Here is a 14,482-nt window from a genome sequence, read left to right as displayed (position 1 = left end):
AAGTAATAATATGTGTTGGAATTGGTATTAATATAAGGTAATAGGTAAAACTGATTCTAGTTTTAAATTAATATCAAAGATATTTTCCAGAGCTGACATGATGTTTATTTTTAAAGAGACTTTTGTATAGTTCGTCTGATCAATAGAGGTAGCTCCATAGATACAGACGTAATTTTCAATATTATCTATATAATTTATATCGTAAGGTTTTATTGCAGCTATGTTTATAGTTTTTTTAGATGCTAAAGATGTTAGGTAACTATATTTTTGGTTATACTGTTTTAAATTCTCCGAAACTAAAATAACTATATCTACTAAATTTATATCTTCTGGTAAATTATCATCATTTATATTTTTAGTCATGATTTTAGCTTGTAGATTTTTTTGTTTTAATAGCTGACTTAAACACTCAAGAAAATCTTTTAATCTCTCACTATCAAAATCTATAATTAAAATAGTATCTTGATCTTTCAAATTATATGGAATTAAACCATTATTTTTACTATAGTAGTGCTTTGTTTAGAAATTTCATAAGCTATATTTTGATGTTCGATGGAACTTACAACCTTATTAGCAAGTTTAAGTTGTTGCTCAAAAGACATGGTTAGAACAGGATTTTGACTTATTTTGGCATCTTTAAATTTAATTATTTTGTCATATGCTATATCTATAGCTTTAGTAAAGCTCTTATTGGAAACGTATTCATTTTCTAACTCGATAAAGAGTTTTTCTAGTTTATAAATATCCTGCTCACACCAAATTCGTGTAGGCATTAGCACTATATCTACGCCAGCTAGTATAGCAAGTTTAGTAGCTTGTATTGGGTCAAAATGAGTTGTTATAGCTTTCATATCCATAGCATCAGTAATCACTAGCCCAGTAAATCCAATCTCTTCTTTTAGAAGTTTTGTGATTACCTTATGCGATAATGTAGCTGGTATGTAAATTTCTTGATTATTGGATATAGAAATATGCCTTGTATCATCAATACTTGGAACACTAATATGTGCTGACATTACCATATCATATTCTTTAACAAGTTCTCTAAAGGGATATAATTCTATTTTTTCTAATTCATCTAGATTTTTATTTAATATTACATTACCAACATGGCTATCTACAGCAGTATCTCCATGTCCTGGGAAGTGTTTCACACAGTTAATAATATCAGCATTAGTCAAGCCTTTTATACTTTCTCTGGCGTATTTTGTAACTGTTTTGGGATCATCAGAATATGACCTAACTCCTATAACAGGGTTATTTTTATTTGAATTAACATCTATTACAGGAGCAAAATTAATATTAATACCCAAACTGTGTAACTCATCCCCAAGTATTTTAGACATTTGGTAAGAGTTTTTAGGATTGTTTGTTGCAGCTATAGCCATATTGCCACAGCCACTAGTTCCTTGAATTAGTCTATGAACCCTACCACCTTCTTGATCTGTTGCAAAAAATAGTGGGGTTTTATTACCCCCTTGCAAATCTCTAAGTAAAGAAATAGTTTGATGATTATTTTGTATATTTTCTTTAAAAAGAATAAAACCACCTAGGTTATACTCTTTAAAAAGGTTACAAACAGTTTTGTTTGCTTCAGTAAAAGCAATTGGAGTTTTATTTGGATCTTCACCCCAGTAGCGAAAATCCATCATAAAAAGCTGACCTAGCTTAGTTCTAATAGACATAAGAAAATACCTTATTTTTTACACCTTTGGTTTCCATCTGCTATAAATTCAAATTTTCATTATTACCGATTAGATTATAATAGAAAAATTTAAGAATCAGCATAAATAGTTAGGATATTTTGAAATAGAGAGTATAAAAAATCTGGTAAAAAGTATCCATATAATTTAACTATCAAAGACATAGAAAATAAATTTTACTGTAAGTAAGGTTTTAATTTTAGTAATATTGTAAATACACAATGTATAGCTAATTTCATACAATGAACCAAGATAAAATATTTTCGATCCCAAAAGTAATCTTACACGACCATTTAGATGGCGGTTTAAGAGCTGATACAATTATTGATATTGCTAATGAGCAAAATATAAACTTACCACAGCAAAATCCTCAAGATTTGTCCAAGTGGTTTTATGAAGAATTTTCCTCAAGGGATTTTGAAAGATGTTTTAAAGCATTTGATTTATCTTGTGCAGTGATGCAAACAGAAGATGCTATTGAAAGAGTAGCTTTTGAGTTTGCAGAAGACCATGCTTTAGAAAATGTTATATATGTAGAAGCTAGATTTTGTCCTTATTTTCATAGAGCTAAAAAGTTATCTTATAACCAAATTATAGAAAGTGTAATCAAGGGGTTTGAAAAAGCTAAAAAGAAATATTCTATCGAAACAGGAATATTAGTTTGTGGGATGTATCATTTAGATGATAAAACTAACCTTGAATTAGCGAAACTTTGTACAGAGTATAGCGAAGTAGTGGGCTTTGATTTTGCTGGCATGGATATAAATGGTAGTTTATCTGAGACTCAAATACAGACTCTAGAATTTTTAAATAAAAATAATATCAAACTTACAGCACATAGTGGTGAGTTTTCGACTATTGAAAATATAATAGATGTTGTAAAAAGTGGGGCTAGTAGGATAGGTCATGCATGTAATTTATTTGTTACGCAGGATCAGCAATTACTTGAAGACACTGTTAAATTACTAATAGAAAAACAAATCCACATTGAATCAAATGTTACTAGTAATATTGTTTTGGGTTTTATAGAAAGCTTTGAAGTTCATCCATTCAAAAAGATGTTTGATAAGGGTATAAGTATAGCTTTAAATACTGATGATCGTTTAATGATGCAAAATCTAACAATAACAGATGAATATACAAAGGCATACCAAAAAACTAATCTTTCGTTAGATAATATTGTCACTATGAATATAAATGCAGCTAAAGCAGCTTTTACAAATAAGCAAACTAAAGAAGAGCTTATTAAAAAAATACAAAATTATAATCTTAGATTGTATTCTGAAAGTTTATAAATACTTGAAAGAGAATTCTAGAGGATACTATTCAAAGTTACTGTGGAGAATTTTAAAAAAACTACTGTGAAAGAACCATGTTTTTATTATTTTTCTATCAAAAGGCAAGTTCTTTTAGTTTTAAATAATTTGGAGGGTAAATTATATACCCTTAGAAATATTTGCCACACCATCTTTTTGATATGAGTGGTAAATTTCTAGTCCAAGCTTCCTTCTAATGTGGCTAAAAGAAAAATATCCACGGATATATTGCTCATTTTTAGAATCCTCATCATATACAACTATATGATGATAGCTAGTATTCATTAAAGTATTCAGTATATGTCCTATTTTTGCATCTTTTATCATTGAGTGAGGGATAGCATTTACGTTAGATATGCGAAGCTTTATATCATCTGCAGTTAATTCAGTTATTTTCACACCTGTTTCTTGAGCAGTTTTTTGTAATGCTGTACTTTCAAGATAGTGAAGACCGATAGTTCCAGTTACTTGATTATCAGCGTTTACAACTAATATAAAATCTTTATGGTTATCAAAAAGTTTCTGTTTTACTTCCTGTAAGGATGCATCTTCAGATATAATTAAAGCTTTATGTTCTTTAAAGTCTCTAAATACATTTACAGCAGGGCTCTCTAAGTATAACAGTTTGCTAGCCTCATCATTAAAGTAACTAACAGCTTTTGTGTCAAAATGAAATAATTCAATAATTTTAAAATCCTTTAGGTCCACTAGTTTCTCCTAGTATAAAATAAGTTAAGATGTGTACTTGGAATTTTAGACAAAATGTTTATATTTTTCAAAGTATATCCGATATTATTTATATTACGATAGATTTTAATTTGCAACATATGCGGAATTATTTAGTTACAGGCGGATCAAAAGGCGTTGGTAAGGCTGTAGTGGATTTATTGCTACAGCAAGAAGAAAACTATATTATTAATTTAGATATTTTAGAACCAGAATTGAACCTACCAAATCTTAACTACATAAAAATAGATTTAACTAATCACTCACAAATCAAAACGGCTATAGAAAGTCTTCCTCCAGAAATTAGCTTTGATGGAATATTTTTAAACGCAGGAATGTTGATAAAAGGTTCTATATTTGATTTAGAAATAGAAGAAATCCAGAAAGTTCTAAATCTAAACGTGTGGGCAAATATTTATATAATAAAAGCTTTAAAAGGTAAATTAAAGAAAGAAGCTTCGATCGTTTTTAATGGTTCTGATCAGTGTTTTATAGCCAAACCTAATAGTTTTGCCTATACTCTAAGTAAAGGAGCCATAGCTCAGATGACAAAATCCTTGGCTTTAGATTTAGCTAAAGACTATATTCGTGTCAATACTGTTTGTCCAGGAACAGTCGATACTCAGCTATATAGATCAATTATTAAAAGATACGCTGATAATCAAGGTATTGAAATGAAGGTGGCACATAGTGCCGAAGAGCAAGAATTTCCATTAGGACGTATTGCACAACCTCAGGAAATAGCAGAACTTGTATATTTTTTATTATGTGATAAAAGTAAATTTATGACAGGTGGTTTAATACCTATAGATGGAGGTTATACAGCTAAGTAGATGTATTAATCTAAATTAAAAGCCAAATAAAAGTGTTATAATAAAATTATATTTTTATAACATTTTTAAAACATGATTGAAACAGATAGGATAATTTCTGCAAACTCTATCCAAAGTAATGATGAAAAGGTTATTGACAGAGCCATAAGACCAAAAACTTTAGCAGATTATGAAGGTCAGCCTAATGTCCGTGAGCAGATGGAAATTTTTATCCAAGCCGCTAAAAGTCGTAATGATGCACTTGATCATACCCTTATATTTGGACCACCAGGATTGGGTAAAACAACTCTTTCAAATATTATTGCAAATGAGATGGGGGTTGAGCTTAAGCAAACTAGTGGTCCTGTATTAGAGAAGGCTGGTGATCTGGCAGCTTTACTTACAAATCTAGAAGAAAACGATGTTTTATTTATAGATGAAATACATCGCTTAAGCCCTGTAATAGAAGAAATCTTATATCCAGCAATGGAAGATTATCAACTTGACATTATGATAGGTGAGGGTCCTGCTGCTAGATCTATAAAAATTGATTTGCCTGCCTTTACTTTAGTCGGGGCTACAACAAGAGCGGGGCTTTTGACTTCACCACTTAGAGATAGATTTGGCATTATTCAACGATTAGAGTTTTATTCGATAGAAGATCTTTCTAAGATAGTTTATCGTTCCGCTAAGCTTTTAAATTTGGACATTACAGATGATGGTGCCAAAGAGATTGCAAAGCGTTCACGTGGTACTCCAAGAATAGCAAATAGACTGTTACGACGAGTAAGAGATTACGCTCAAGTAAAAGCTTCTGGTAAGATAAGCTTGGACGTAGCTGATAAAGCATTAACTATGTTAAAAGTTGATCCAGTAGGTTTTGATCATATGGATCATAAGTATTTGCTTACATTAATGGAGAAATTTGGAGGAGGGCCTGTAGGTTTAGATACTATAGCAGCAGCTTTAAGTGAAGAAAAAGGAACTATAGAAGATGTTATAGAACCGTATTTAATTCAACAAGGTTACATAATGAGAACAGCAAGAGGTAGGATAGCAACACTCTTAGCTTATAACCACTTTAAATTAAAAATACCAGATAATTTAAACTCAGGACAGCAGCCTGATTTGTCTATTTGATTATAGTTGAGGGTGTTTAGCCAGTAGTGTTGCATTATATATAAATTATGCTTTAAATAATTAACTCACCTTACGTAAAAGATTGTAAGTTTTAAAAAGATATTTAGAATACTGGACATAGGAAAAAATTCTGTTTTTTAAGAAATGGACAAGGATTTACTAGATATATACACAGACTATCTTATAAGCCAAACTAAGTATGCTACAGCCACAAAATTATCAGATATATTAGATCAAGAAGTATCACATGACAAAATAACAAGGTTTTTAAACAAGTCAGATTTAACAAGCTTAGAATTTTGGAAATATATAAAGCCTTTAGTTAGAAAACATAACAGCGAATACGATGTTCTTTGTTTGGATGATACAATTAGTGAAAAGCCAAGCACAGATGAAAATGATATAGTCTGTTGGCATCACTCTCATGCTAAAAGTGTTCATGTAAAGGGTATTAATATAGTCTCATGTATGCTTAGTACATCAAACTTATCTATTCCTATAGACTATGAGATAGTGAAAAAGGATGAGCGATATTATGATGAAAAAGATAAGCGGTATAAAAGAAGATCTAAAGTTACTAAAAACCAAATGTTTCAAAACATGATAAATCGAGCAGTTATTAATCATGTTAAGTTTAAATATATTTTGGCAGATAGCTGGTTTTGCTCTAAAGATAATATGAATTTCATACATCATAGATTATCGAAGAAATTTATACTTGGTATGAAGTCAAATAGAGTTGTTGCCTTGAGTGATTATGCTAGAAAGAGTAAGGATTTTATTAAGCTCTCTGAACTTGATATTGCTGATGGAGAATCTTTAAAGATATGGCTTAAAGATATGAATTTCCCTGTGCTTTTAACAAAAAAGATTTTCATAAACGAGAACGGTACAAAAGGAATTTTATATCTTGTAACAAATGATTTAGAAATAGATTCTAATCAGTTATACCATGACTATCAAAAAAGATGGCAAATAGAGGTTTATCATAAATCAATTAAGCAAAATACTTCTTTATCAGCCTCACCAACTAAAGTTGAGAAAACTCAAAGAAATCATATTTTTTGCTCATTAGTAGCTTTTTGTAAACTAGAAATGCTTAAGATAAAAACTTCACTAAACCACTTCGCTCTGAAATATAAGCTATTAGTTAGATCTAACGCTATTGCTCTTAAGGAGTTATATGAAATTAGAAATTCATAACTAAAATGCGTAAGGTGAGTAATTAAAAATAAAAACATTTAAGCGCTTTTTAACTTGTATTATCATTAATTATAGGTTAAATTTTACTACAATATTAATGTAGATATTATTTATTGGTATGAATTGTCTAAATTGTGGTAAGTATTCTGCTGAAAATAACAAATTTTGTTTTAAATGTAATACACTGTATCCCAAAGTAGATAAACACCATAAAGACTGGATTTAAGATAATGAGGCCCCTAAATGCCAGTTATGTAGAGTAAGATTTACTCTTATTCAAAGACATCATCACTGTAGAAATTGTGGTGCTAATGTATGCAATGGCTGTTCATCTAATCGTATATTTCTTCCAGCAAGAGAAAATAAGCAAAGTAGAGTCTGTAAAGAGTGCTATCCAAAACTTTCAAAAATACAAAGTTCAGTAAAAAACGTTTATAAAGGGTTTTATTATATAACTAGCCAGCCAAAAGAAGATTCTCAAGGGTTTCTACATTTAATATATTACGATAAATTAAATAAAACAGCATCAGACACAAAACCTTTAGATAAAGACTGGTATTATAATAAAGGGCGATACGAACTACTATATGGCTATAGAAAAGATGGTTCTAATTATGTGTATGACATTTTAGAAAGGAAACTCTATAGAAAAACATCAGACATTGTCGCATATGATTTTTATATGTTTCAAGATAAACCAGTACAAAAACAACCTCTTTCTACAAGAATTATAAAAGGAACACTACTTGAACTAAACAACACTGATTTATGGCTTGTGAAAGGCCTTAAAGCTTCATATTATTACTCACAATTATGTTATAAGAGTGGTTTGGAAAGAGATCGAATAATTAGTTTATTGTTAAAAGACAAAGGCAATAGATACAAGCTATTTGATAATTTTTTTCTAAAGAACGATAAAGATCAAAATTTCTCTTTTAACTATATCATTGATTTCTCAGATATTAATATACACCTATCCTCAGAGGTAATAGAATATAAATTACTAAACGAATTAGAATTAAGAGAAGAAATAGAAAATCTTAAAGCACAAGCTTTAAAGTGTAAGCATTTCAAAAAACAAAGAATTATAAATGAAAATTTCAATCAAAAACTTATATGCTTAGATTGTGGTCAGGATATGTAGACTTTTACGAACTAAAATTATATCAGTATCTGATTTTTTACCAGTTAATTTTTTTCTTAGTAACCCATTTATCTAAAAGAGCTTTATACTTTGCTTCTAAAATCTCCTTAGGTGGTAATTCTGGTAGTTTTGAGTATAAATCAGCTTTTTGAAAAGCTTTTAATAAAGGTAATAATAACCAGTCTTTTTCCCTAGCTAACTCTTGGTAAGCTACACCACCGGTTTATGGTGTATGCCAAGGGTAAAAAGAATGGTATCGTAGAATATATAAACCTTCATAAGGTATGTTATTACTACCTTGTTCAAAGGTTATATTATTGATGAACTTCCTATAGCTATAACATTCTCTTGATTAAGATATTTATCTTTATTGGTTGTATTAATTCCGCCAGTAGCATAAAATTTAACTTGAGGGAAAACAGCTTGGTAACTCTTTAGTAGATTTATTCCACCAACCATCTCTGCGGGAAATAATTTTATTATACTAAATCTATATTCTAAGATAGTCATTATTTCAAAAGTTGTAACGCCTCCGGGTAAATAAGGAAGATTATGGTCCCTAGCGAATTTTAGCATTTCTATAGTTGTCCCAGGAGAAACTAAGAAATCTGCGCCTAAAAATGTACATTTTCTCAATTGCTCTAAAGTTGTAATAGTTCCAACACCTATGGTTAAATCTTGATTATTCTCAATAACTTCCTTAAGAATTTCTAATGCGTTAGGCGTTCTAAGAGTAAATTCAACGATTTTTATATTTTTATTACGAAGTTTATATAAAATGTTATTTGCTTGATCTATTGTATCAGCAGCGACAACGGGTATTAGAGGGTTCTTTTTTAAAATGTTTTCTAATGACATTTAAAGCTCCTTTAGAGTTTGAGTGTAAGCAATCGTTATACTTCTTATCTATTATAGCACCATGATGCTGTATGATTTCAACAGCAGTCACTATTTTGTATATCTATATTATGGTAGCGATATTTTCAATTGTTTGTTCAGTTACAGCATCTCTCATTATTACATTAGAAAATTACAAATTAACTTGAATAATAAAACTAAAAAATGTTTAATTTATTTAACACCTAATGAGGTTCTATTTTGGAATCGATATAAACATTGAGAGTACAATCTAGCTAGTAAAACCAGGCATAGGAGTAGAATCTAACAAATTAACGCTGTAAGTTACAACAAAAAAGGATGAAATGGTTTTATATGAAATTAGTATTTATGGTATATCCATGTGATGTGAAACAAGCTTCTAACAAACCAGATTTCGATTTAGAAAATGAAAAATCTAAAAGAGATTTTAATTTGCAAGTTAAAACTTTAGGAAATTACGAATATAAGGTAAATAAACAAACTAGTGAAAATCGGTTAGGAATGTGGTTTAGTGCTAATAGCCTAGATATGTGTAAAAAGAAAATCAATGAATTTGTAGAGATAAACAAAGCTAAACTTTTTGAGAAAAATGGGCTTATATACTCTCTAAAAAAAGTAGATATAAGTGTGATATTTGTGGGTCATGGTTTGCCTACTAAACGCACTATGTCCTTTTTTAATGAAATAATAGACTGGGACGTTATAGGTAGTATGTTAAGATACATATTATCATTAGGCGGCCATAGAATTGCCTCACTTGATGATGGAAAGAATAGTGTGAAGTTTTTGCATTGTTTTGGTGCAGCTCCTAGAATGACAGAAAGTCTGTTTAACAAAACAGACAGTAAAATGAAAAAATATGTTAAAAATGATTTTCCTGGTGAAGTACCTATTTATGAATTTATATTTCCATATATTGATGGAATCAAGATTAAAATAACAAGTTTTTTTTCAGTAGTCTTTATTAACTTAAATACGAGTAAGCTTTCAGCTCAAGGAAGTTATGGCATTTACGAAGAAAAAAATATTAAACCTTTAATTTGTAATGTAGATGAAAATGGAAATATTACTTTCTTATATGGAAAAAAACAAATATCTAAGCTAGATACAGAAGACATTAATAATCTTTCTATAATGATGCGACCGCTAGAAAAATATTTCGAAGTTAATTTCGAAGCGATATATAATAACAAAAATCATAGTGACTTAGTAAAAATGTGGGAAAAAATAATTAACTATATTTCCTTAGGAGAATTTAGACTGGCTATGACTCTTGTTAAAAATCTCAATGACATGATTGATACAAGGCAAATTTAGAATCAGTATAGTTTAATTGCTCTTTCACTACAAAAAAGAAGGATCTTCAAACCAAGGTAGAATAAAGGGATAGAGTAAACATATTAAAAATACCTAAAGCAACTAATGGTAAAAAGAATTACCAAAAACTCGACAATAAAATGTTATAATAAATAATCACTTAAAATTAGATATACAAAAGTTATGATAAATATTAAAAAACAAAATCCTTTTTTCCTTTTATGTTTTTTCGAATTTTTTGAAAGATTTGGGTATTATGGTTTTAGCTACACAGCTATATTATTTTTTATGAGTAAGTATGGGTTTAATTTTACGGAGAAAAATGCTGTTTTATTATTTGGAGGCTTTGCCTCGTTAACATACGTCTTTAACGCTATAGGCGGTTATGTTGCAGATAAAATTTTTGGCATAAAAAAGACTATGTTTTTAGGAGCTATATTTCTTTTAATTGGATACTTTAGCTTAGCTCTTAGTCCCTTTATACAAGGCATAAGCAGTTATATATATTTTAGTTTGGCATGTATCATAGTTGGTTCATCTTTATTTAAACCAGCACCTACAAACTTAATATCTAAAATATATACAGATAAAAGAAAACTAGATTCTGTATACACATACTTTTATATGTCTATAAATATGGGCTCACTCTCAGCTTCTTTATTGATTCCTATTTTGGCTACAAACTACGGGTATACGGTTGCTTATGGTGTTTGTTCAATTGGTTTTGGTATCGGAATTTTAAATAGCGTGGTTAGCTACTCAAGTATTAAAGATATTGATAATGAAATTGGTCTACTAGGCGTAAGTATGCTCAAAACAGTACTTATTGTATTTACTTTTATACTTGCTATTGTGGGACTTAGTGTTATTTTACAAACAAATGACACCATAAATTATATACTATGGTTTGGCGCTGGACTTATTTTTGGGATCTTTGCATTTCAAATATATGTGGAAAAAGACCCGCAATCTAAAAAGAAAATTCTAGCTGCTATTATACTTTTGATTTATGCTGTACTTTTCTTTGTAATTTATCAGCAAAAAGCAACTTCTTTCTTTTTGTTTAACGTTCACCATGTTAATTTAAACCTTTTTGGTTACACAGTGAATCCACAAACAATACCTGGAGTTTTAAATACAGCAGGTATTATAATTTTATCTCCAATATTGGCTCTTGTTTACACTAGGTTAGGAAGTAGAGATTTAACTTTACCATTTAAGTTTGCTTTAGGTATTTTATTTTGCGGATTTGCTTATGGAAGTATGTTTTTAGCCTGTTTGCTTAATGATCCAACTGCGAAAGTAAGTATGCTTTGGGAAGTTCTAGCAATAACAATATTTTTCTCATCTGGCGAACTATTAATATCTGCTTTGGGTTTATCTTTAATGGCTAAGTTATTACCGGAAAGAATTACAGGATTTGCGATGGGAACTTGGTTTATAACTTCAGCTATAGGTATAAAGATAGGTACAACTATAGCTCAAGCTGTTACAACTGGTATAAAATACGATGCTAACACGGGGTTTTCAACGCAAGTAACTATAGAGAGTTTCCATAAATATCAAACATTATTTGGATGTGTGTCATTAGTGGCTATAATTTTTTCAGTAATTGCCTTTTTGATTGGTAAAAAACTCAATAGAATGATTCAAAATTAGATTTTTACAAATTTTTCTCAAAAAATATAAATTTTTATGATTTGTTAATATTTATCTATACATGAGAAAACTAGTTAAAAGCTTAATTTTATAAGTTTTAGAATTTTAATAAAAATGTTTTTTGTCTATAATATCGATAAGTTTTTAAATGGAAATAAGTATGCAACTAGTAGAGCAAATGAAAGAAAAAGCTCTTGATGAGCTTAACCTTGTCACAGATAGAAAATCTGTTGATGATATACGTGTTAAATACCTTGGTAAAAAAGGTAAGTTGACTGATATGATGAAAATGATAGGCTCCTTACCAAATGAAGAAAAGCCTAAACTTGGTCAAGCTGTAAACGTTGCTAAACAATCTTTACAAGATGCTATAAATACAAAACTAGCTTTTTTTGAAGAACAAGAGATTAACCAAAAACTAGTACAAGAAAAAATAGATGTGACTTTAAAAGGAGTAGGACAAAGCCAAGGCTCTCTCCATCCTGTTACAAAAACATTAAATAGAGTAGAATCTTTTTTCAAACAGAATGGCTTTGATATAGAGTTTGGACCCGAAATAGAAAGTGATTATTATAATTTTGAAACACTAAATATTCCCTCACATCATCCAGCTCGTGCTATGCACGATACTTTTTATATAGATCAAACCCATGTTCTTAGGACTCATACATCTGGTGTACAAATTCGTACTATGGAAAAGCAGGAACCACCAATCAGAATTATAGCTCCAGGCAGGGTGTATCGCTGTGATTCGGATGTTACTCATACACCAATGTTTCATCAAGTAGAAGGTCTACTAGTTGAAAAAGATGTATCTTTTGCAGACTTAAAAGGCTTATTGAATGCTTTTTTAAGTTCATTTTTCGAGAAAGATCTAAAAGTAAGGTTTAGGCCATCTTATTTTCCATTTACTGAACCCTCAGCAGAAGCTGATATAGAATGTGTTATATGTGGAGGCTCTGGTTGTAGAGTTTGTAAAAACACGGGGTGGCTAGAAGTTTTAGGTTGTGGCATGGTCCATCCTAAAGTTTTGAAATCAGGTTCTATAGATGCTACTAAATTCCAAGGTTTTGCCTTTGGTATGGGAGTTGAAAGGCTTTCTATGCTTAGATATGGAATAGATGATCTAAGAATGTTCTTTGAAAATGATCTAAGATTTTTAAAGCAGTTTTAAGAATTAGCTATAGATAGACTATTTAATTGGGTAATTGGGTAGAAAATACTGAAAAAAAACCAGTAAAAGATTATTACTGGTATATTTCAGGTTTTGTAATTTATGGCACTGTTGCAAACTAAAATTATATGTTTCTAACTGTGTTAAAAAGATTCTCAAAATGCTCATTTACTACATGTAAACTGCGCTTTTTCGAATATTTTTGCCTTGTTACCGCCCATTTATTTAATTCCAGCTTGCAACAGCCCCTTTATTTATTGCCTTTGTTTTTGTTATCTTCATCTTGGTTTTGGTTGGTACCACCACCTTTGTTACTACCGACAGAAGATGTTTCAGAATCATGCTCTTTTCTAGTTTGAGCAGCTTTTTTAGCTATTTCACTTTCTTCTTCTGGTGATTTATTATGTCTTTCCTGGGCTCCTTTTTTACCCATTTCAGAGAAAGCGTCAGGATCATGCTCTTTTCTAGTTTGAGCAGCTTTTTCGGCTATTTCGCTTTCTTCTTCTGGTGATTTATTGTGCCTTTCCTGGGCTCCTTTTTTACCCATTTCAGAGAAAGCGTCAGGATCATGCTCTTTTCTAGTTTGAGCAGCTTTTTTAGCTATTTCACTTTCTTCTTCTGGTGATTTATTGTGCCTTTCTTGAGCTCCTTTTTTACCCATTTCAGAGAAAGCATTAGAATCATGCTCTTTTCTAGTTTGAGCAGCTTTTTCACTTATTTCTGATCTACTTTTTTTTGCGTTATTATTATTATTATTATTATTATTATTATCGTAAGTCATAACTAGTCCCCCTTAGCTTGTTAGTTGACTACTTGAAAATATTAGCCTTATAGTATTATTAAAGTTAATATTTCCAGATGAAAGCCTAACACAAAGCAAATTTGCATACATATTTTTTATAGCAAATGCTTATACTTTTCGCTAGAATTTACTGTTCATGTAACAATAGAAGAGGTTTTAAACTGAAGCTTAAGTAAAAAAATAAACAAACTTGTTATTTTATTTTTATAATGGTTCATCAACTTCAACTATAACATAAAGGTCTTCTTCATATGTCCCATCATTTTCATCTTGCGCTTCATATTCGCCTAACGCATTTTTAGCTTCTTCGTAAGTATCAAATATCTCTATTTGATTACCAGTTTCTCTATCTTGTACTTTGTATTTCTTCATCTTACATCTCTTTAGTGTTGATTGTTAACACAATATAAATAACATGAAGTTAGTTAGTTTACAAAAAAATAAGCACCAATTTAAGACCAAATCTGATTACTTTAGTTAAATTTGTTAATCGAAATTTACACACGATTATATATTGTTATAATAGCATGAGTTATTATTTTAAATTTAAAAGTTTACATTAGTAGATTTGAAATATTATTTTATATATAGAATAATACCCTGTAAT

The 14,482-nt window shown here is 29.9% G+C and carries 12 protein-coding genes and 4 pseudogenes; 10 read left to right on the top strand and 6 right to left on the bottom strand.

Going from position 1 to position 14,482, the window contains the following annotated elements:
- Nucleotides 1-27: 27 nt before the first annotated feature.
- Nucleotides 28-1,685 (bottom strand): annotated as a pseudogene (locus tag E4K63_RS04230) (glycoside hydrolase family 3 protein).
- Between the two features lie 260 nt (nt 1,686-1,945).
- Between E4K63_RS04230 and add the strand changes: the two are divergent.
- The gene (gene add / locus E4K63_RS04225; protein ID WP_133942197.1) at nt 1,946-2,998 is read left to right on the top strand and encodes an adenosine deaminase; all 1,053 of its coding nucleotides are present in this window, start codon (nt 1,946-1,948) and stop codon (nt 2,996-2,998) included.
- Nucleotides 2,999-3,139: 141 nt separating this feature from the next.
- Here add and E4K63_RS04220 read toward each other — a convergent pair whose 3' ends face one another.
- The gene (locus tag E4K63_RS04220) at nt 3,140-3,727 is read right to left on the bottom strand and encodes a CBS domain-containing protein (protein WP_133942196.1); all 588 of its coding nucleotides are present in this window, start codon (nt 3,725-3,727) and stop codon (nt 3,140-3,142) included.
- A 119-nt stretch (nt 3,728-3,846) separates the two neighbouring features.
- Here E4K63_RS04220 and E4K63_RS04215 point away from each other — a divergent pair, with 119 nt between their 5' ends.
- From E4K63_RS04215 to E4K63_RS08225, 5 genes and pseudogenes are all read left to right on the top strand, one after another.
- Nucleotides 3,847-4,578: an SDR family NAD(P)-dependent oxidoreductase gene (locus E4K63_RS04215; RefSeq protein ID WP_133942195.1), complete on the top strand. Its 732-nt coding sequence runs from the start codon at nt 3,847-3,849 to the stop codon at nt 4,576-4,578.
- Between the two features lie 72 nt (nt 4,579-4,650).
- Nucleotides 4,651-5,697, top strand: a complete 1,047-nt coding sequence (ruvB, locus tag E4K63_RS04210; protein WP_133942194.1) for a Holliday junction branch migration DNA helicase RuvB — start codon at nt 4,651-4,653, stop codon at nt 5,695-5,697.
- Nucleotides 5,698-5,841: 144 nt separating this feature from the next.
- Complete coding sequence (locus E4K63_RS04205; protein ID WP_179965674.1) at nt 5,842-6,900, top strand: IS701 family transposase; 1,059 nt, start codon at nt 5,842-5,844, stop codon at nt 6,898-6,900.
- Between the two features lie 274 nt (nt 6,901-7,174).
- Nucleotides 7,175-7,246: pseudogene (locus E4K63_RS08385) on the top strand (FYVE zinc finger domain-containing protein); the annotation flags it as partial.
- 270 nt (nt 7,247-7,516) lie between these two features.
- On the top strand, nt 7,517-8,044 hold the full coding sequence (locus E4K63_RS08225; protein ID WP_243830486.1) for a hypothetical protein: 528 nt from the start codon (nt 7,517-7,519) through the stop codon (nt 8,042-8,044).
- A 37-nt stretch (nt 8,045-8,081) separates the two neighbouring features.
- On the opposite strand, the pseudogene E4K63_RS04195 reads toward E4K63_RS08225, so the two are convergent.
- Nucleotides 8,082-8,330, bottom strand: a pseudogene (locus E4K63_RS04195) (inositol oxygenase family protein).
- A gap of 23 nt (nt 8,331-8,353) precedes the next feature.
- The gene (locus E4K63_RS04190) at nt 8,354-8,902 is read right to left on the bottom strand and encodes a bifunctional 4-hydroxy-2-oxoglutarate aldolase/2-dehydro-3-deoxy-phosphogluconate aldolase (protein ID WP_133941856.1); all 549 of its coding nucleotides are present in this window, start codon (nt 8,900-8,902) and stop codon (nt 8,354-8,356) included.
- Nucleotides 8,903-9,047: 145 nt separating this feature from the next.
- On the opposite strand from E4K63_RS04190, the pseudogene E4K63_RS08380 reads away from it, so the two are divergent.
- The 4 genes and pseudogenes from E4K63_RS08380 to pheS form a co-directional block, all read left to right on the top strand.
- A pseudogene (locus E4K63_RS08380) lies at nt 9,048-9,177 on the top strand (IS30 family transposase); the annotation flags it as partial.
- A 79-nt stretch (nt 9,178-9,256) separates the two neighbouring features.
- Nucleotides 9,257-10,240, top strand: coding sequence for a hypothetical protein (locus E4K63_RS04185; RefSeq protein WP_133941852.1), 984 nt, complete (start codon nt 9,257-9,259; stop codon nt 10,238-10,240).
- Nucleotides 10,241-10,423: 183 nt separating this feature from the next.
- Nucleotides 10,424-11,899 carry a peptide MFS transporter gene (locus tag E4K63_RS04180; protein ID WP_133941850.1) on the top strand — a complete coding sequence of 492 codons (1,476 nt, stop codon included), beginning with the start codon at nt 10,424-10,426 and terminating at the stop codon, nt 11,897-11,899.
- 160 nt (nt 11,900-12,059) lie between these two features.
- Complete coding sequence (pheS, locus tag E4K63_RS04175) at nt 12,060-13,073, top strand: phenylalanine--tRNA ligase subunit alpha (RefSeq protein ID WP_133941848.1); 1,014 nt, start codon at nt 12,060-12,062, stop codon at nt 13,071-13,073.
- 250 nt (nt 13,074-13,323) lie between these two features.
- Here the strand turns inward: pheS and E4K63_RS04170 are convergent, their stop codons facing one another.
- Together E4K63_RS04170 and E4K63_RS04165 are read right to left on the bottom strand one after the other, a co-directional pair.
- A complete protein-coding gene (locus tag E4K63_RS04170) occupies nt 13,324-13,854 on the bottom strand; it encodes a hypothetical protein (protein WP_133941846.1) in 531 nt (176 codons plus the stop codon).
- Nucleotides 13,855-14,079: 225 nt separating this feature from the next.
- Nucleotides 14,080-14,247, bottom strand: coding sequence for a hypothetical protein (locus E4K63_RS04165; RefSeq protein WP_166666897.1), 168 nt, complete (start codon nt 14,245-14,247; stop codon nt 14,080-14,082).
- Between the last annotated feature and the right edge of the window lie 235 nt (nt 14,248-14,482).

Origin of the sequence: Allofrancisella inopinata, from assembly GCF_012222965.1 — a bacterium.
Lineage (GTDB): Bacteria > Pseudomonadota > Gammaproteobacteria > Francisellales > Francisellaceae > Francisella > Francisella inopinata.
This window is presented reverse-complemented; position numbering and strand designations above follow the sequence as displayed.